The following is an 18,663-nucleotide window of genomic DNA, read 5'->3' as shown; positions in this document are numbered from 1 at the left end:
TCAGGACTTTTTCGTGGCGATGGAGACAGAGGTAAAGCCACCCACGCGCAGGGTGTCCATCACCTCGACCAGGCGAGAAACTTCGACGCCTTTGTCACTGTTGACGATGATCGTCGACTTGGTGTCAGGCTTCTCGGCAGCCTTGAGTGCCGGCACCAACGCCTCGACGCTCATGTCCTTGCCGTCGAGCTGCAACTGCCCTTCCAGACCCAGGGTCAGGATGAATTTATTTTGCGGCTTGAGCTGTTGTGAACTGCTGGCGCTCGGCAACTGAGTCTTCATGCCCAGGGCCGGAATCACGTTCAAACTCACCAGTACAAAAAACACCAACAGGAACATCATCACGTCGATCATCGGGATCAGTTCGATGTGTGCCTTGCGCTTTTTGGGTTCATCCCAAGTTCTCATTCCGCTACCCCGCCGTTGATTAGGGGCGACACGCTAGCAACCAAAAATGACCGAATGGTTAACTTTAATTTAAGCTTTTAAGGCTCTAGGACGCGTCTTACAGACGACTCGTGGGTCTGTTTAACTACGTAATGAAACTGACACGACGCGAGTACATTCTTGGAGAATTTATTTCGCGAGTCCCTCTGCATGAGCATTGCACTGCCGCATTTATCCACCCCGCGCCTGCTGTTGAAGCCTCTGCAAAAGGAGCAGGCCGAGACGTTGTCGGTGCTGGCCAACGGTCCCGATATTGCGAACAACACGGCTGCGATTCCATCGCCTTACACCTTGGAAACCGCACACGTCTTTATTGATGGCCAGGCAGAGAATTACCGCTCGGGGCATTCACTGGGGCTGGGTATTCATTTGCGGGAAACGGGCGAATTGATCGGCGTGATCAGCCTCAGGTTGTCTGCGGCTCATAGGAGTGGGCACCTCGGGTATTGGGTGGCCGCCCATTGTCGAAGCCAGGGTTATGCCGCCGAAGCAGCGGCGCAGATCATGGCGTTTGGGTTTAGCGAATTGGCGCTGCAGCGTGTGGGCAGCCAGTGCTTTGCCCGTAACAAAGGGTCCGCTCGGGTCATGGAAAAAATCGGCTTGGGTTACGAAGGGTGCATGAAGGGCGCCTTCCTCAAGAACGGGGTCCACGAGGACATGTTGTTGTACGGCCTGGTGCGTGCCGACTGGACGGAGCGCGGTTGATGAGCGTCGATCACGACCGCCGTCGCGTACTGGGCGGGCTTGCAGTTGCCACCGCGTTTTCGATCCTCAGTCCTTTTGCCCGCAGTGCAGGCATTGACTATCCCTTCACCCTCGGCGTGGCTTCAGGCGATCCGTTGCCCGATGGTTTCGTGATCTGGACGCGCCTCGCGCCGTTGTTCAATGCCGCAGACGGTCGCGGCGGATTGAACCGAGCAGTGCCGGTGCGCTGGAAGGTGGCCAGCGATGCGGCGATGACGCGGATTGTGCGCCAGGGCGAGGTGATGGCCAGCGAGCGTTTCGCCCATTCGGTGCATGTGGAAGTCGCCGGGCTGGAAGCGGGTCGACCGTACTGGTACCAGTTCGAAGGCCTCGGCGCGCAAAGCCCGGTGGGGCAGTCGCGCACGGCCCCGACGGTGCATGCCATGGCGTCGGCGCAATTGGGCTTTGTCTCCTGTTCCCATTGGGAGCGAGGCTACTTCAGCGCCTATCGTCACTTGGCGGCCGAGCAGCCGGACCTGGTGTTTTTCCTCGGTGATTACATCTACGACAGTTCCTACGCGGCCGACTCCGGCAAGATCGTTCGCCCCCACGGCAGCGGCAATGCGCTGAACCTGGTGGATTACCGCAACCGTTACGCCCTGTACAAGACCGATCCGGATTTGCAGGCACTGCATGCCGCGGCGCCGAGTGTGGTCACTTGGGACGATCACGAAGTGCAAAACGACTACGCGAGTCAGTGGTCCCAGGACCCGAACATTCCGGTGGCGAGTTTTCTCAAGCAGCGGGCGGCGGCCTATCAGGCGTTCTATGAACATATGCCGCTGCGCTTGAGCAGCTTGCCGCGAGGGCCGGACATGCGCATTTATCGGCGTTTGGATTACGGCCGACTGGCGCGTTTCCATGTGCTGGATGGTCGCCAGTACCGCTCCGAGCAGCCGTGCATTCTGGCCAATGGCAGCCACAAGGGGCATGTCGCCGCGAATACCTGTGCCGACCTGCGCGATCCCCGCCGCACCATGCTCGGCTGGGAGCAGGAAGCATGGCTGGATCAGGGCTTTGCCGAGTCCCGGGCACAATGGAACGTGATCGCCCAGGACCTGTTGGTCGCGCCGCTCACACAACGAGACCTGACCAACCACAAGCCTGGCCGCTGGACCGATGGATGGGATGGTTACATGGCCAACCGTGAACGGATACTCGCTTCGATAGTGCGCAGGAAGGTGAATAACCCGGTGTTCTGGGGCGGCGATATTCACTCGTTCTGGGCGACGGACCTGCACGCTGATGGAGGGAATCTGGATTCGCCGGTGGTCGCTACCGAGTTTGTCGGCACGTCGGTGACCTCTGACGGGCCGCCGTTTGAGGCGTTCAATGCGATCCTGCCCCTCAATCCCCATGTGAAGTTTTTCGACAGCCGCCAGCGCGGCTATGTGTCGGTGGCGCTTGGGGAGAAGAGCATGCTGACGCACTTTCGGGTGATTTCCGATCCGAAGGATCCGAATGCCAGCGTCTCGACCCTCAAGTCGTTCGTGGTGGAGCCGGGCAGGGCGGGGGCGATTGCGGTTTGACTAGCTGAGGAGGACTTTTGTGGCGAGGGGGCTTGTCCCCCGTTGGGCTGCGAAGCGGCCCCAAAAATCTCATGCCGGGCTCTGCCTGAAGGGAAGCTGATTGCCTTCTGGGGCCGCTGCGCAGCCCAACGGGGGACAAGCCCCCTCGCCACAGGTTGTTTGCCAGCCAGAAGAGGTTTCTCAATCCAGGCTGTATCGCACCGACAGTGCCCCTTTTTTTTCCGAAAGGGCCAGGATCTTTATCTGGCCCACGTCCCCCAATGCCTGCACATGCGTACCGCCGCAGGCATAGGCCGGCAGCTCGCCAAAACCCACTTCCCGCGTGCCTTCATCCAACGCCATGTGGCGCGGCAGGTTGGCGGCGATCCATTGGTCGACTTGCCGCTGAATCACCTCTGCGTCCATGGCCTGGGCTGACGTGCCGCGAATAAAGGTGATCTTGCCTTCGCCCGGCCAGTGATGGGCCTTGATCGGCATCCAGCCCAGGGTTTCGCCGGCATTGCCGATCAGGTGCCCGGCTGAGTGCAGGCGGGTGTGCAAGGTGCGGCGGTCTTCATCGACGCGCGCCTGGATCACGCCGGGTGCTACGGGGCGGTCGACGTAATGCACGACACGATCACCTTCCTGCACCACCTTCAGCACTTGGCTGTCCCCCAGCCAGCCGGTGTCGCAAGGCTGGCCGCCACCTTGGGGGTGGAAGATCGTTGACTGCAGGGTCACTGCAAATTGGTTATCAAAAGGCGTGCATCCCAGCACTTCAAGTTCGGCATTCAGGTGGTCATGGGTAAAAAACAAGCGCTGGGTCATCATCTACATCCGCATCAGGGTTTCGATCCGGCAGTATAAGAAGTGCGCCAATGGGTGATAATCCGTTCAAATCTCAATGGACTTGTGCGTCATGAGCATCAATCTTCCCTTGCCACTGCTCGGTGAAATGGCGATTTTCGTCAAGGTGGTGGAAACCGGCAGCTTCTCAGAAGCCGCGCGGCAGTTGGGTGCATCGCCGTCGTCCGTGAGCCGCAGCATCTCGCGCCTGGAAAAAGCCCTGGCGACTCGCCTGCTGCAACGCACCACACGCAAGTTGCGCCTCAGCGAAGGGGGCGAAGAGGTATTCAAGCGCTGCCAGGAAATGGTCAGCGCCGCGCGTTCGGTGATGGAGATCAGCGGGCAGTACACCCATGAAGCCGAAGGGCTGGTGCGGGTCAGCGTGCCCAAGGCGGTGGGGCGGTTTGTGGTGCATCCGCATATGCCGGAGTTTCTGCGGCGTTATCCCAAGGTCGATGTGCAATTGATCCTTGAGGACCGGCATGTTGACCTGATTGATGACAATGTCGACCTGAGCATCCGCATCACCGACAGCCCGCCGCCGGGCCTGGTGGGGCGGCAATTGCTGCCAATCGAGCATTTGATCTGCGCCACGCCGCAGTATCTGGCCGAGCATGGTACGCCGCAGCATCCCCATGATTTGCTGGAGCACAGTTGCATCTACCTGGGCGAGACGTCGGGGGATGCGCGCTGGAAGTTTCGCCAGGGCAGCAAGGCGGTGACAGTCGGGGTGCGCGGGCGGTATGCGGCCAATCACACCGGGGTGCGGCTGGATGCGGTGTTGCAGCACGTGGGGATTGGCAGCTTGCCGTATTTCACGGCGCGGCATGCGCTGGAAGCGGGGGAGGTGGTGCAGGTGTTGCCGGGTTGGGATTTTATCGCGTCGTACCACGGGGATGCCTGGTTGCTGCATTCGCCGACGCGGTATCTGCCGCCGAAGTTGCGGGTGTTTATTGATTATTTGGTGGAGTGCATGGCTAAAGAGCCAACGCTGAAGAAACTGTAGGAGCGAGCTTGCTCGCGATGGACGTTAACGATAACGCGTGCATCCTGAATGCACGCGGCGCCTTTGAGTTCTTCGCGAGCAAGCTCGCTCCTACAGTGGGTCCGTGTTAGTGCTTGGGCTGGTCATTGGACATGGCCAACAACTGCTTTTCCTGGTTCCAGTCGAACGGTTCGTCGTTCTGTTCAGCTTCGAAGCGACGTTCTTCCAGGGCCTGGTACAGGTCCAGTTCGTCGTCGGGCATGAAGTGCAGACAGTCGCCACCGAAGAACCACAGCAGGTCGCGCGGCACCAAGTGAGCAATTTGCGGGTAGCGCAGGATGACCTGGCTCATCATGTCCTGGCCCAGGTACTGGCTTTCGATCGGGTCGATCGGCAGCAGGGCGCGCAGTTCATCGAAGCGCTCCAGGAACAGAAGGTGGCTTTCCTCGGGAACCTGTTCGGCTTCGCCGACGGCAACCAGGATGCTGCGCAGGTGGTCGAGCAAGACGAGATGATCGGCAACGACATTGGACACGAGATAAGTCCTCAAGAGCAAAACGGGCGCGAGAGTATATAGCTCAAGCGCCCGTTTTTATATGACCGCTGGGATCAGCGGACTTTTCCCTCAGCCTGGCTCAGCTCTTCCTTGCTGAAATCATCGACGTCGATCACCTTGCGTCGCGCTGCTTCGGCGTCACGCAGGGTTTGTGCCTCGGCCGGTTGCAGCACGCCGGCATGCAGCGCGGCGTCGATGGCATGTTCGCCAGCGGTCGGTTTGACCTGGCCGCTCTTGAGGCCTTCGTGGAGTTTTTTCTGCAACGGGTGGCTGTCGGCCAACAGGTCGTAGGCATGTTGCAGGGCGCCCACCGGATCTTCTGCGGACTGTGGGCGATAGCAGCCCGCCAGCACTGCTTCCAGGGCCGGGTCACCCTTGGCGCGACCAATCACCGCGGCCACTTCTGCATCCAGCGCATCGGACGGGCCCTTATGGCGACGACCGAGCGGGAACACGATCACCCGCAACAGGCAACCCAGCACCTTGTTCGGGAAGTTGGTCAGCAGTTCATCCAGTGCGCGCTCGGAGTGGCCAAGGCTTTCTTCCATGGCCCAGGCGAACAGCGGTTCCAGGTGGTCTGGCGAATCCAGGTCGTGATAACGCTTGAGCGCTGCCGACGCCAGGTACATATGACTCAGCACATCACCGAGGCGTGCCGACAGGCGTTCGCGACGTTTCAACTCGCCGCCCAGCAGCATCATGCTCAGGTCCGCCAGCATCGCAAATGCAGCAGCCTGACGGTTGAGTGCGCGGAAGTAGCCTTGGCTCAAGCGGTTGCCTGGGGCTTTTTCGAAGTGGCCGAAACCGAGGTTCAGCACCAGGGTGCTGGCGGCGTTGCTCACGGCAAACCCGATGTGCTGCAGCAGCAGGCCGTCGAATTCCTTAAGGGCCTGGTCATGGTCTTCGCGACCGGCCAGGGCCATTTCCTTGAGTACGAACGGATGGCAACGAATCGCACCCTGGCCGAAGATCATCAGGTTGCGCGAGAGGATATTCGCGCCTTCCACGGTGATGAAGATCGGCGCGCCTTGCCAACTGCGGCCCAAGTAGTTGTTGGGCCCCATGATGATGCCCTTGCCGCCGTGCACGTCCATTGCATGGCTGATGCACTCGCGGCCGCGTTCGGTCAGGTGGTACTTGAGGATCGCCGACAGCACCGAGGGTTTTTCCCCCAGGTCGACGGCGTTGGCGGTGAGCATTCGCGCGCTGTCCATCAGCCACGCGTTACCGCCGATGCGGGCCAGGGCTTCCTGGATGCCTTCAAAGGCCGCCAGCGGTACGTTGAACTGCTCGCGCACTTGGGCATATTGGCCGGTCACCAGGCTGGTGAACTTGGCCGCGCCGGTGCCAACTGCTGGCAGGGAAATCGAACGGCCTACCGACAGGCAGTTCATCAGCATCATCCAGCCCTTGCCGAGCATTTCCTGGCCACCGATCAGGAACTCCAGGGGAATGAACACGTCCTTGCCGGAGTTGGGGCCGTTCATGAACGCGGCACCCAGTGGCAGGTGACGGCGGCCAATTTCAACGCCCGGTGTGTCGGTGGGGATTAGCGCGAGGCTGATGCCGAGGTCTTCTTTGTCGCCCAGCAGGTGGTCCGGGTCGTGGGCCTTGAAGGCCAGGCCAAGCAAGGTCGCTACCGGGCCGAGGGTGATGTAGCGTTTTTCCCAGTTCAGGCGCAGGCCGAGGGTTTCCTTGCCTTCCCATTCGCCTTTGCAGATCACCCCGGTGTCGGGCATGGAGCCGGCATCGGAGCCGGCCAGTGGACCGGTCAGGGCAAAACACGGGATATCGTCGCCACGGGCCAGGCGTGGCAGGTAATGGTTGCGTTGTTCATCGGTGCCGTAGTGCAGCAGCAATTCGGCGGGGCCGAGGGAGTTGGGCACCATGACCGTGGAGGCGAGGTCGCCGCTGCGGGTCGCCAGTTTCATCGCGACCTGGGAGTGGGCGTAGGCGGAAAAACCCTTGCCGCCGAATTCCTTGGGGATGATCAGGGCAAAAAAGCCATGCTGCTTGATGTGATCCCAGGCGGCGGGTGGCAGGTCCATGGCCTGGCCGATTTCCCAGTCGGTGACCATGGCGCACAGTTCTTCGGTGGGACCGTCGATGAAGGCTTGTTCTTCTTCGGTCAGTTGCGCCTTGGGATAGGCCAGCAGCTTGTCCCAGTCGGGGCGGCCGCTGAATAGCTCGCCATCCCACCACACGGTGCCGGCGTCGATGGCGTCGCGCTCGGTCTCGGACATCGGCGGCAGGACTTTCTGGAACCAGTTGAACAGCGGCGCGGTGAAGTACTTGCGACGCAGGTCCGGCAGCAGCAGCGGGGCGGCCACCACGGCGATCAGCACCCAGAAGATCAGCAGCAACCAGCCTGGTGCGTGGCTGAAGGCGCCCATCGCCAAGAGGTAGACGGCGACCACGCCGATGGCGGGCAGGGGCGCGATGCGCCGGTGCGCCAGGTAGGCAATGCCCACCACCAGAACCAGTATCCACAACAACAGCATATTCAATCCTCCGTGAAACCAGATGCGAAATCACCTCAGAGCTTAGTCGGCATCCGAACAAGCGGGGTGATGAGGGTGTTACGTGGTGTGCCGGCAATGATCAGCACCAGGCGCCGACATTTGGCCGAATCGTCGTTATCCCAGGTGCAGGCCTGTGGTTAGACTCAGGGTTTGCTATCTGAGATTAACCTCATGAATGCGTACTTGAATCCCGGCCGCTTCATCGATAGTGACCACCCTGCGGTGATGGAGTTCGCCGAAAAACATCGCGGTTCGAGTGCCGCGCCCCGTGACCAGGCAGTCAGTCTTTACTATGCCGTTCGCGAGGCGGTGCGCTACAACCCCTACACGTTCAGCCGCGACCCGCAAACCCTCAGCGGCAGCTTCGCCCTGGCGGCTGGCGAGAGTTATTGCGTGCCCAAGGCGACGCTGTTGGCGGCATGTGCAAGGCACTGCGGGATTCCGGCACGCATCGGCCTGGCTGACGTGCGCAACCACCTCTCGACGCCGCGTTTGATTGAACTGCTCAGAAGTGACGTATTTGCCATGCACGGCTACACCGAGCTGTATCTGGACGGCCGTTGGGTCAAGGCCACGCCCGCGTTCAACCAGCAACTGTGTGAGCTGTTCGACGTGCCGCCCCTGGAGTTCGACGGCATCCACGACAGTGTCTTCCACGCCTTCAATCGCAAGGGCCAGCGGTCAATGGAGTATGTGGTGGACCATGGGCAATTCGCCGAGGTGCCCGAAGAATTCTTCTTTGCCCACATTCAGAAATGTTACCCACACCTGTTTGGCGAGCAGATGCCGATGCTGCTGGGGGACATGCAGAGTGATTTAAGCCGGACGTGATCCGGCGTATGCTGCCCCGGCATTCATCCAACCATCTTTTTCAAAATCGGGGCGGTCATGCTGAAAATCTGGGGTCGTAAAAATTCGTCAAATGTCAGGAAAGCACTGTGGTGCGCCGAGGAGCTTGGCCTGGACTATGAGGCAATTGATGCGGGCGGGGCTTTTGGTGTGGTCGACACGCCGCAATACCGCGCGCTGAACCCCAATGGCCGCGTGCCGATGATTGAAGATGGCGACTTTGTGTTGTGGGAATCCAACACCATCGTGCGCTATCTGGCTGCCAAACATGCACCGGATTCGAATTGGTACCCCGGCGACCTGCAAGCTCGCGCCAACGCTGAAAAGTGGATGGACTGGACCACCTCGACCCTGGCCGAACCCTTCAAGACCGTGTTCTGGGGCGTGCTGCGTACCCCTGCTGAAAAGCAGAACTGGGACACCATCCACGCCGGGCGCCAAACCTGTATCGATGTGCTGCAAACCGTCGAGCAGGCCTTGGCGACGCAACCTTACCTCTCCGGCAAAGAGATCGGCATGGGTGATATTCCCTTGGGCTGTTTCATCTATGCCTGGTTCGAGATGCCCATCGAACGCCCGTCGATGCCGAACCTGGAGGCCTGGTACCAGCGCCTGCGCCAGCGTCCGGCCTATCAAAAAGCGGTCATGACCGCGTTGACCTGATACCCACTATTAATACGGGTTACTGTACTTGTGCGGCGCGGACAAGCACCATGCTTGTCACGCGCAGCCGTTGTATTCCGTGCGGTCCGCCCTCATGTAACAATTCTATTCCTCTTCTTTGGTGCGTAATCCGATATGAGTTCCGCTCTGTCCATCCGGCAGCTAACCAAAACCTACGGCAACGGTTTCCAGGCCCTGAGTGGTATCGATCTGGACGTCGCCGAAGGTGATTTCTTCGCCTTGCTCGGCCCCAACGGCGCCGGCAAATCCACCACCATCGGCATTCTCTCGACCCTGGTCAACAAGACCAGCGGCACGGTGAATATCTTTGGCCACGACCTGGATAAATCCCCGGCGGCGCTCAAGCGCAGCATTGGCGTGGTACCCCAGGAGTTCAACTTCAACCAGTTCGAAAAGACCTTCGACATCGTTGTGACCCAAGCCGGTTACTACGGCATCCCGCCGAAGATCGCCAAAGAGCGTGCCGAGCAATACCTCACGCAACTGGGGTTGTGGGACAAGCGCGACGTGCCTTCACGCTCCCTGTCCGGCGGCATGAAGCGCCGTCTGATGATTGCCCGCGCCCTGGTTCACGAACCGCGGCTGCTGATCCTCGACGAACCGACAGCGGGTGTGGACATCGAACTGCGTCGCTCGATGTGGACCTTCCTCACCGAGCTGAACCAGAAAGGCATCACCATCATCCTCACCACCCACTACCTGGAAGAGGCTGAGCAGCTGTGCCGCAACATCGGCATCATCGACCACGGCACCATCGTCGAAAACACCAGCATGCGTTCACTGCTGAGCCAGTTGCACGTCGAGACCTTCCTGCTTGACCTGAAAAACGACATGACGGTTGCGCCCCAGCTGATCGGCTACCCGAATCGCCTGGTGGACAGCCACACCCTGGAAGTCCAGGTAGACAAAGCCGTGGGCATCACCGCGTTGTTCGGCCAGTTGGCCACCCAGAACATCGAAGTGCTGAGCCTGCGTAACAAAACCAATCGCCTTGAGGAGTTGTTCGTGTCCCTGGTGGAGAAAAATCTGGCGAAGGTGGCGGTATGAGTTCGGAACTGCAACCCAACCTTGTCGCGCTGCAGACCATCGTCTACCGCGAAGTGAAGCGCTTTACCCGGATCTGGCCGCAAACCCTGCTGCCGCCGGCGATTACCATGGTTTTGTACTTTGTGATCTTCGGCAACCTGATTGGTCGGCAGATTGGTGATATGGGTGGTTTCACCTATATGGAATACATCGTGCCGGGGTTGATCATGATGTCGGTGATCACTAACTCCTATGGCAACGTAGTGTCGAGTTTCTTTGGCAGCAAGTTCCAGCGTTCCATCGAGGAATTGATGGTGTCGCCGGTGTCGCCCCATACGATTCTGATCGGCTACACCCTGGGCGGCGTGCTGCGCGGGTTGATGGTCGGGGTGATAGTAACGATGCTGTCGTTGTTCTTTACCCATTTGCAGGTGCATCACCTGGGGATCACCTTGCTGGTGGTGGTGCTGACGGCGACGATCTTTTCGTTGCTGGGCTTTATCAACGCGGTGTTTGCGCGCAACTTTGATGATATTTCGATTATTCCGACGTTTGTGCTGACGCCGTTGACGTACCTGGGTGGGGTGTTTTATTCGATCACCTTGCTGCCGCCGTTCTGGCAGACGGTGTCGTTGGCTAACCCGGTTTTGCACATGGTTAACGCGTTTCGCTATGGGATCTTGGGCGTTTCGGATATCAAGATCAGTGTGGCGATCACGTTTATGCTGGTGGCGACGGTGGTGCTGTATGTGGGGTGTGCGCGGTTGCTGGTGAGTGGGCGTGGGATGCGCACCTAAGCGTTGATTTTGCGTTTTTGGGGGAGTACATATCCGTTTCTTCGGTAACGGCCGCTTAGGGTTCCGCTCTTACAGCGGGTCACTTTTGAAAAGCGCAAAAGTAACCAAAACGCTCTGCCCCGCCTGTCGGCACCTCGCCTAGGCTCGGTGTTCCCTCACTCCGGCATTGCTACGCGGGCCGCCGCGACGGGCCATCCATGGCCCGGCGCGGCTAAACCGGCGTCCTGCCGGTTTACCCGCTCCGCACTGCCTGCGTTCGGCCTCGGGCTGAATGGGGCAGTCAGATCAAGATCAAAAGCAAAAGCACAGCGGCCTCCCGGCCGGCTTCCTTCTCTGTAGGAGCGAGCTTGCTCGCGAAAAACCTGAGACCGCCGCGTTCATCCAGAATGCCAGCGTCATCGTTAACGACCTTCGCGAGCAAGCCCGCTCCCACATTTTGGACCGTGCCCGCTTTAGCTTTTGATTTAGCCTTTGCTTCACCACACTCAAGCCGGCCTGTAGGCCGCTGTGCCCTTGATCTGCTTTTGATCTTGATCTTAGGCGCCCCGTTAAACCACGCTGGCCGAACGCAGGCTTTGGAGCGTGGGTAACCCGGCAGGACGCCGGGTTAGCCGCGCTGGGCCAGGGATGGCCCATGACGGCGGCCCACGGTCCAAAGCCGGAGTGAGGGCACACCGAGCCTAGGCGAGGTGCCGAGTGGTGGGGCAAGAGCGTTTTGCTTACTTTTGCGCTTTTCAAAAGTGAGCCGCTGTAAGAGCGGAACCATAGGCGGCCGTTACCGCAGCAACGGATATACACCCAAACCCAAAAACCACCTCACCCCCCCAACGCCAACTCAATCAGCTCATGCAGCTCCTCAACCGCCAACGGTACAGTAGAAAACAGACTGCGAAACACGGTGGGCGCAACGATCAGGTTGATCAGCCGATCCACGCTGGGGGCAGTTTCAGCGTCGCCCGGATAGCGATCCAGGATCGTCTCCAACTGCCCGGTAAGGATCCCCACGCAATACCCCGGCGCCTGACTGCATTGCACATCGCGCATCATCTCCCGACCAAGATCCGAGCTCATTTCATCGCGATATTGCTCACCCCAAGCCCGCAGGTCTCCGCGCAGGCTGCCAGTGTCAGCCGGCTCACTGTCCGGTCGCAGACGAGCCATGGCGACATCCGCCAACAGCGCAGCAAGGTCACCCCAACGGCGGTAGATAGTCGAGGGCGTGACCCCGGCGCGCGTCGCTATCTGCGGCACGGTCACAGTGGAACGGTCCTGCTCGTCGAGCAATTCACGCACCGCCGAATGCACTGATTCCTGAACCCGGGCACTACGGCCCCCCGGGCGGAGCCCTTCTTTTATCGCCATGCGTAAAACCTTAACACAAAGAATTTGCTTTAAGCGCCATCCAGTAGCACACTCCGCAAAAGCAAAATATTAGCTTTAGCGGAGCGTGCCCATGTCCAGCGTTACTTCCCATCGTTTCAGCCTGGTGTTTCTCGCGATCACCTTGCTCACGTTCCTCGCCGCCTCCAGCGCGCCGACGCCGTTGTACCACCTCTATCAGGAAGGCCTGCATTTTTCGGCGGCAATGCTGACCCTGGTGTTCGGCGTCTACGCCTTGAGTCTGCTGGCGGCCTTGTTGACCGTAGGTTCCCTGTCGGACCACCTGGGACGCAAACCGGTAATTTTTGCCGCGCTGCTCCTCGATATGCTGGCGATGCTGCTGTTTATCAATGCCGACAGCGTCGGCTGGCTGATTGCCGCCCGCACGGTACAAGGTTTTGCCACCGGCATGGCCACCGCTGTATTGGGCGCCGCGCTGCTCGACACCGACCGCCAGCAAGGCCCGTTGATCAACAGCGTAGCGCCTTTGTTGGGCATGGCTTGTGGCGCCATGGGCTGCAGCCTGCTGGTGGAGTTCGCGCCGATGCCGACCACGTTGATTTACTGGACCCTGCTCGTGTTGATGATGCTGCAGGCACTCTACGTCTGGCGCCTGCCGGAAACGGTCAGCCGGATTCCGGGCGCGCTGGCCTCGCTGTGGCCCACCTTGCATGTGCCGCCCCAGGCGCGTCGTGCGTTGTGGATCTCGTTGCCGGTGGATGTGGCGGTGTGGGCCATGGGCGGCTTTTACCTGTCCCTGGCGCCCTCGCTGGTGCGGGCGGCGACCGGGTCCACCTCGAACCTGATCGGCGGCGGGCTGGTCGCGGTGCTGACGCTGAGCGGGGCGGTGATGATTTTCAGTCTGCGCAACCGCTCTGCAGACAAGGTCCTGCGATTGGGCGCCGTGTTGTTGGCGGTAGGTGTTGCGCTAATCCTCACGGCCGTTCATAGCGCCAGCCTGCCGCTGTTCTTCATGGCCACGCTGATCGCTGGCGCAGGCTTTGGTTCGGGATTCCTCGGCGCACTGCGCAGCGTTTTACCGTTGGCCTTGCCCCATGAGCGGGCGGGTTTGATGTCGGCGTTCTATGTGCTGAGTTACCTGGCGTTCTGCGTGCCGTCGCTGTTGGCAGGCAACTTGACGCGCACCTTCGGCTTGATTGCCACTACCGATGGTTACGGCGTGGTGCTGATCGTATTGGCGCTCGGTGCGTTGGTGGCGTTGCTATTGCAGGATTTGGCGCGGAGCAGGGCGACGGCGGGTAATTGATTCGGTAATAATCCGCCAACCGTACGCTATGGGATTCACACATGAAGATCATCCGCAGCAAGGACTTCACCGGCAGCCGCGCCTGGGAGGCGCTGGACATCGCCAACATGAACGGCATCACCACCCGGTTGCACTGGACCGACCAGCCGTACCGCTGGCACGTCAATGACGGGGAAGAAGTGTTCGTAGTGCTCGACGGCCAGGTGCAGATGCACTATCGCGAAAACGGCACCGAGCAGATCGTCTTGCTGCACGTCGGTGACATCTTCTACGCCAGCGTCGGCACCGAGCATGTGGCCCATCCACAGGGCCCGGCACGGATCCTGGTGATTGAATCCGAAGGCAGCGTTTGACTGCATATCTACAAAGCAGATAACAGTTAGAGATATTACCCGTTATATAGATATTCGATTCGGTTCTACCATGGTCTCAACCTCATGCGAGGAAGAGGAATTCACCATGACTTGCCCCAATACCCTTCACAGCAGCTTGAAACCTTTCAGTCACCTGACCCGTCCCCGGGAAGTGATTCGCCAGTTCACCCCCAACTGGTTTGCCGCCACCATGGGCACCGGAGTGCTGGCGTTGGCGCTGGCGCAATTGCCGGTCAACCTACCCGGGCTGCACGCAGTGGCCGAAGGTATGTGGCTGTTTACCATCGGCCTGTTTGTGTTGTTCAGCGTGCTGTACGCGGCGCGCTGGGTAATGTTTTTCCACGAGGCACGGCGTATTTTCGGGCACTCCACGGTGTCGATGTTCTTCGGCACCATTCCCATGGGCCTGGCGACCATCATCAATGGCTTCCTGGTATTCGGCCTGCCGCGCTGGGGTGATGGCGTGGTGCAGCTGGCCGAAGTGCTGTGGTGGCTGGACGTGGCGATGGCCCTGGCCTGCGGGGTGTTGATCCCGTTCATGATGTTCACTCGCCAGGAACACAGCATCGACCAGATGACCGCCGTATGGCTGTTGCCGGTGGTGGCCGCTGAAGTCGCCGCTGCCAGCGGTGGCCTGCTCGCGCCGCACCTGGCCGATGCCCATTCGCAACTGGTGATGCTGGTGACCAGCTACGTGTTGTGGGCGTTTTCCCTGCCGGTGGCGTTCAGCATCCTGACCATCCTGATGCTGCGCATGGCCCTGCATAAACTGCCCCACGCCAATATGGCCGCGTCGAGCTGGCTGGCCCTCGGCCCCATCGGCACCGGCGCCTTGGGCATGCTGGTGTTGGGCGGTGATGCACCGGCCATCTTTGCGGCAAATGGCTTGCCCGGTGTTGGCGAGATGGCCAACGGCATTGGCCTGGTGGCTGGGATCACCCTGTGGGGATTCGGCTTGTGGTGGATGTTGATCGCGGTGCTGATCACCGTGCGTTACCTGCGGGCCGGCATTCCGTTCAACCTTGGCTGGTGGGGTTTTACCTTCCCGTTGGGCGTGTACTCGCTGGCCACGCTGAAACTGGCGAGCACCTTGCACCTGGGTTTCTTCAGTATCGTCGGCAGTGTGCTGGTGGCGGCGCTGGCGCTGATGTGGCTGATCGTTGCCAAGCGCACGGTGGAAGGTGCCTATAAAGGTGAGCTTTTTGTTTCGCCGTGCATTGCAGGACTAGCGAATAAGTAAGCGGGATTAGGTAAAGTCGTGGCCTGGAAAAACCAATAACAGTCTTCAGGCCACGCAGGAACACGGACGATGAGCCACCCCTCGCAATTCACATTGCTGCGCAAACGGCGTTTCCTGCCGTTCTTCATCACCCAGTCCCTTGGGGCGTTCAACGACAATATCTTCAAGCAGTCGTTGATCCTGGCGATTCTCTACAAGCTGACCATCGAGGGCGACCGCTCGATCTGGGTCAACCTCTGCGCCTTGCTGTTTATCCTGCCGTTCTTCCTGTTCTCGGCCCTGGCCGGGCAGTTTGGCGAGAAGTTCAACAAGGACGCGCTGATCCGGGTGATCAAGATCGGCGAGATCGTGATCATGTCCGTCGGCGCGGTGGGCTTCATGTTCAACCACCTGGAACTGATGCTGCTGGCGTTGTTTGCCATGGGCACCCACTCGGCCCTGTTCGGGCCGGTGAAGTACTCGATCATGCCCCAGGCCCTGCACGAAGATGAGCTGGTGGGCGGCAACGGCCTGGTGGAGATGGGCACGTTCCTCGCGATTCTGGCCGGCACTATCGGCGCCGGGATCATGATGTCTTCCACCCATTACGCGCCGGTAGTCTCCACCGCCATCGTCGGCATCGCGGTGCTGGGTTACCTGGCCAGCCGCAGCATTCCCCGCGCGGCGGCTTCCAGCCCCGAGATGCGCCTGAACTGGAACATCTTCAGCCAGTCCTGGGCCACCCTCAAGCTGGGCCTGGGGCAGACGCCGGCGGTGTCGCGCTCGATTGTCGGCAACTCGTGGTTCTGGTTTGTCGGCGCGATCTACCTGACGCAAATCCCGGCCTACGCGAAGGAGTGGATGTACGGCGACGAAACCGTGGTCACGCTGATCCTCACGGTGTTCTCGGTGGGCATCGCCCTGGGTTCGATGCTCTGCGAGAAGCTCTCCGGGCGCAAAGTCGAGATCGGCCTGGTGCCGTTCGGCTCGTTCGGTTTGACCGTGTTCGGCCTGCTGCTGTGGTGGCATTCCGGCGGCTTCCCGCAGAACGTCCAGGCGAATGACTGGATCGCCGTGCTGAGTTACGGCCAAGCGTGGTGGGTGTTGTTCGATATCCTCGGCCTCGGCGTATTCGGTGGTTTCTATATCGTGCCGCTGTACGCACTGATCCAGTCGCGCACCGCCGAGAACGAACGGGCGCGGGTGATCGCGGCCAACAACATTCTCAATGCGTTGTTCATGGTGGTCTCGGCGATTGTGTCGATCGTCTTGCTGAGCATGGCCAAGCTGACGATCCCCGAGTTGTTCCTGGTGGTGTCGCTGCTGAACATCGCAGTCAACACCTACATCTTCAAGATCGTGCCCGAATTCACCATGCGTTTCATGATCTGGCTGCTCGGCCATTCCATGTACCGGGTCGAGCATAAGAACCTTGAACTGATCCCGGACGAGGGCGCGGCATTGCTGGTGTGCAATCACGTGTCATTTGTCGACGCGCTGTTGATTGCCGGTTCGGTGCGTCGGCCGATTCGCTTTGTCATGTACTACAAGATCTACCGTCTGCCGGTGCTGAATTTCATCTTCCGTACCGCCGGAGCGATTCCGATTGCCGGGCGGCATGAGGACATCCAGATCTACGAAAAGGCGTTCCAGCGGATTGCTCACTATCTGAAAGACGGTGAACTGGTGTGCATCTTTCCGGAAGGCAAGCTGACCTCCGATGGCGAGATGAGTGAATTCCGAAGCGGCGTGACGCGGATTCTTGGAGAAACGCCGGTGCCGGTGATTCCGATGGCGTTGCAGGGGTTGTGGGGGAGTTTCTTCAGTCGTGACCCGAACAAGGGCTTCTTTCACCGGATCTGGTCGCGGGTGACCTTGGTGGCCGGTGCGCCGGTGACGGTGGAGGCGGCGACGCCTGAGGCGTTGCATGGGTTGGTGGGGGAATTGCGCGGCGGTGTCAGGTAGTTTTTTGGTGTGTTTGAGGGCCTCTTCGCGAGCAAGCCCGCTCCCACATTTGGAACGCATTCCAAATGTGGGAGCGGGCTTGCTCGCGAAGGCGGTAGTGGCCTAAGCGCTGATCTTGAGCCCAATGAGCCCGCAGATAATCAACGCCACACTGGCCAGGCGAAACAACGCCATGGATTCTCCGAACAGGATAATCCCGGCAATCACCGTGCCCACTGCACCGACTCCGGTCCAGATGGCATAGGCGGTACCCAGTGGCAGTTCCTTCATGGCCAGCCCCAGTAGCCCGAGGCTGACGGCCATGGCGGCAATCGTCAGGGCCGTGGGCAGTGGCTTGCTGAAACCGTCGGTGTACTTCAGTCCGACGGCCCAGCCGACTTCAAACAGTCCGGCAAAAAACAGAATGATCCAGGACATGATGACCTCCCTTCCAAGGTGGGGTCGTCCCCGGATTAATCGCTTGATTGCGTCGCGAGGTCGTCCCCGCGAAGCCCGGTAGAGTGCCGAATATTGATCAGGTGATCAAGTTTCGGACTTGCTCGCCAACAGTTCGCGATCTTCCTTTTCGCTCATCCGCCGGAAGTACGTCGATAACAAAGCCCCGGAAATATTGTGCCAGACGCTGAACAGCGCACTCGGCACCGCAGCCAGCGGCGAAAAATGCGCACTCGCCAACGCGGCGCCCAGGCCGGAGTTCTGCATGCCCACTTCCAGCGACAGGGATTTGCGTTGCGCCAGCGGCAGGCCGAACACGCGGCCGGTGAAGTAACCCAGCAGGAAACCAAAGGTGTTATGCAGGATCACCACCGCCATGATCAGCAGGCCCGACTCGGCTATCTTCGCCTGGCTGGCCGCCACCACGGCGGCGACGATCGCCACGATGCTGACCACCGACACCAGCGGCAATACCTCCACCGCGTGACGTACCCGGGCGCCCAGCAACCGCTGCGCCACCACACCGAGCACGATCGGCAACAGCACCACTTGCAGGATCGACCAGAACAACTCCATGAACGACACCGGCAACCAGGCCGAGGCCAGCAGCCAGATCAGCGCGGGCGTCAGCAGCGGGGCGAGGAGGGTAGTGACGGCGGCGATGGCCACCGACAGCGCCAGGTCGCCCCGGGCCAGCCAGGTCATGACGTTGGAGGACGTGCCGCTGGGGCAGCAGCCGACGAGGATCACGCCGACGGCAATTTCCGGCGGCAGGTGAAAGACCTGGCACAGCAGCCAGGCCACGCCGGGCATGATCACGAAATGCGCGACCACACCCAATGCCACGCGCCACGGGTGGCGCGCGACTTCAGCGAAATCTTCAAGTTTGAGGGTCAGCCCCATGCCGAACATCACCAGGCCCAACAGCGGCACGATGGCGCCTTTCAGGCCGATAAACCAGGCGGGTTGCAGGAACGCAACCACGGCAAAAATCAGCACCCAGTAGGCGAAGGTATTGCCGACGAAACGGCTCAAGGCGGCGAGTGCGCGCATGGGGGA

Annotated in this window: 18 protein-coding genes; 11 read left to right on the top strand and 7 right to left on the bottom strand. The window is 60.3% G+C overall.

The features are described 5' to 3' along the window. Entirely contained in the window at window positions 1-408 is a 408-nt protein-coding gene (locus HBJ59_RS11075; protein ID WP_017480231.1) for a biopolymer transporter ExbD, read from the bottom strand. Window positions 409-597: 189 nt separating this feature from the next. Between HBJ59_RS11075 and HBJ59_RS11070 the strand changes: the two genes are divergently transcribed. Together HBJ59_RS11070 and HBJ59_RS11065 are read left to right on the top strand one after the other, a co-directional pair. Further along, on the top strand, window positions 598-1,152 hold the full coding sequence (locus HBJ59_RS11070) for a GNAT family N-acetyltransferase (protein WP_167663567.1): 555 nt from the start codon (window positions 598-600) through the stop codon (window positions 1,150-1,152). Next, entirely contained in the window at window positions 1,152-2,720 is a 1,569-nt protein-coding gene (locus HBJ59_RS11065) for an alkaline phosphatase (protein ID WP_167663566.1), read from the top strand. The genes HBJ59_RS11070 and HBJ59_RS11065 overlap by 1 nt, the downstream gene beginning before the upstream one ends. Before the next feature lie 180 nt (window positions 2,721-2,900). On the opposite strand, the gene HBJ59_RS11060 is transcribed toward HBJ59_RS11065, so the two are convergent. Continuing rightward, window positions 2,901-3,527, bottom strand: coding sequence for an alanyl-tRNA editing protein (locus HBJ59_RS11060; RefSeq protein ID WP_167663565.1), 627 nt, complete (start codon window positions 3,525-3,527; stop codon window positions 2,901-2,903). Window positions 3,528-3,618: 91 nt separating this feature from the next. Between HBJ59_RS11060 and HBJ59_RS11055 the strand changes: the two genes are divergently transcribed. After that, window positions 3,619-4,551 (top strand): LysR family transcriptional regulator, encoded by a 933-nt coding sequence (locus HBJ59_RS11055; protein WP_076015268.1) that lies wholly within the window; start codon window positions 3,619-3,621, stop codon window positions 4,549-4,551. Between the two features lie 106 nt (window positions 4,552-4,657). Here the strand turns inward: HBJ59_RS11055 and HBJ59_RS11050 are convergent, their stop codons facing one another. Both HBJ59_RS11050 and HBJ59_RS11045 read right to left on the bottom strand, forming a co-directional pair. Continuing rightward, window positions 4,658-5,065, bottom strand: coding sequence for a PA2817 family protein (locus tag HBJ59_RS11050; RefSeq protein WP_003217220.1), 408 nt, complete (start codon window positions 5,063-5,065; stop codon window positions 4,658-4,660). 74 nt (window positions 5,066-5,139) lie between these two features. Then, the gene (locus HBJ59_RS11045; protein ID WP_167663564.1) at window positions 5,140-7,587 is read right to left on the bottom strand and encodes an acyl-CoA dehydrogenase; all 2,448 of its coding nucleotides are present in this window, start codon (window positions 7,585-7,587) and stop codon (window positions 5,140-5,142) included. 192 nt (window positions 7,588-7,779) lie between these two features. Between HBJ59_RS11045 and HBJ59_RS11040 the strand changes: the two genes are divergently transcribed. The 4 genes from HBJ59_RS11040 (at window position 7,780) to HBJ59_RS11025 (ending at window position 10,964) form a co-directional block, all read left to right on the top strand. Further along, window positions 7,780-8,439, top strand: coding sequence for a transglutaminase family protein (locus tag HBJ59_RS11040; RefSeq protein WP_167663563.1), 660 nt, complete (start codon window positions 7,780-7,782; stop codon window positions 8,437-8,439). Between the two features lie 57 nt (window positions 8,440-8,496). After that, window positions 8,497-9,120, top strand: a complete 624-nt coding sequence (locus tag HBJ59_RS11035) for a glutathione S-transferase family protein (RefSeq protein WP_076015271.1) — start codon at window positions 8,497-8,499, stop codon at window positions 9,118-9,120. 135 nt (window positions 9,121-9,255) lie between these two features. Beyond that, window positions 9,256-10,188, top strand: a complete 933-nt coding sequence (locus tag HBJ59_RS11030; RefSeq protein WP_076015272.1) for an ABC transporter ATP-binding protein — start codon at window positions 9,256-9,258, stop codon at window positions 10,186-10,188. Beyond that, on the top strand, window positions 10,185-10,964 hold the full coding sequence (locus tag HBJ59_RS11025) for an ABC transporter permease (protein WP_076015273.1): 780 nt from the start codon (window positions 10,185-10,187) through the stop codon (window positions 10,962-10,964). The genes HBJ59_RS11030 and HBJ59_RS11025 overlap by 4 nt, the downstream gene beginning before the upstream one ends. An 816-nt stretch (window positions 10,965-11,780) precedes the next feature. Here HBJ59_RS11025 and HBJ59_RS11020 read toward each other — a convergent pair. Beyond that, the gene (locus tag HBJ59_RS11020) at window positions 11,781-12,326 is read right to left on the bottom strand and encodes a TetR/AcrR family transcriptional regulator (RefSeq protein ID WP_167663562.1); all 546 of its coding nucleotides are present in this window, start codon (window positions 12,324-12,326) and stop codon (window positions 11,781-11,783) included. 91 nt (window positions 12,327-12,417) lie between these two features. On the opposite strand from HBJ59_RS11020, the gene HBJ59_RS11015 reads away from it, so the two are divergent. The 4 genes from HBJ59_RS11015 to HBJ59_RS11000 all read left to right on the top strand — a co-directional run bounded on the left by HBJ59_RS11015 (window position 12,418) and on the right by HBJ59_RS11000 (window position 17,169). Next, window positions 12,418-13,611, top strand: a complete 1,194-nt coding sequence (locus HBJ59_RS11015; protein WP_167663561.1) for an MFS transporter — start codon at window positions 12,418-12,420, stop codon at window positions 13,609-13,611. A 41-nt stretch (window positions 13,612-13,652) separates the two neighbouring features. Next, the gene (locus HBJ59_RS11010; RefSeq protein ID WP_076015276.1) at window positions 13,653-13,964 is read left to right on the top strand and encodes a cupin domain-containing protein; all 312 of its coding nucleotides are present in this window, start codon (window positions 13,653-13,655) and stop codon (window positions 13,962-13,964) included. Between the two features lie 106 nt (window positions 13,965-14,070). After that, on the top strand, window positions 14,071-15,225 hold the full coding sequence (locus tag HBJ59_RS11005; protein WP_167663560.1) for a TDT family transporter: 1,155 nt from the start codon (window positions 14,071-14,073) through the stop codon (window positions 15,223-15,225). 69 nt (window positions 15,226-15,294) lie between these two features. Further along, complete coding sequence (locus HBJ59_RS11000) at window positions 15,295-17,169, top strand: MFS transporter (protein ID WP_167663559.1); 1,875 nt, start codon at window positions 15,295-15,297, stop codon at window positions 17,167-17,169. A gap of 102 nt (window positions 17,170-17,271) precedes the next feature. Here the strand turns inward: HBJ59_RS11000 and sugE are convergent, their stop codons facing one another. Continuing rightward, window positions 17,272-17,586 (bottom strand): quaternary ammonium compound efflux SMR transporter SugE, encoded by a 315-nt coding sequence (gene sugE, locus HBJ59_RS10995; protein ID WP_003190128.1) that lies wholly within the window; start codon window positions 17,584-17,586, stop codon window positions 17,272-17,274. A gap of 105 nt (window positions 17,587-17,691) precedes the next feature. After that, a complete protein-coding gene (locus tag HBJ59_RS10990; RefSeq protein ID WP_167663558.1) occupies window positions 17,692-18,657 on the bottom strand; it encodes a bile acid:sodium symporter family protein in 966 nt (321 codons plus the stop codon). Window positions 18,658-18,663 lie beyond the last annotated feature (6 nt).

This window comes from Pseudomonas sp. AN3A02 (genome assembly GCF_011765255.1).
Taxonomy (GTDB): domain Bacteria; phylum Pseudomonadota; class Gammaproteobacteria; order Pseudomonadales; family Pseudomonadaceae; genus Aquipseudomonas.
The sequence above is the reverse complement of the archived record's forward strand: the minus strand, read 5'-3'. Positions and strand labels throughout refer to the sequence as shown.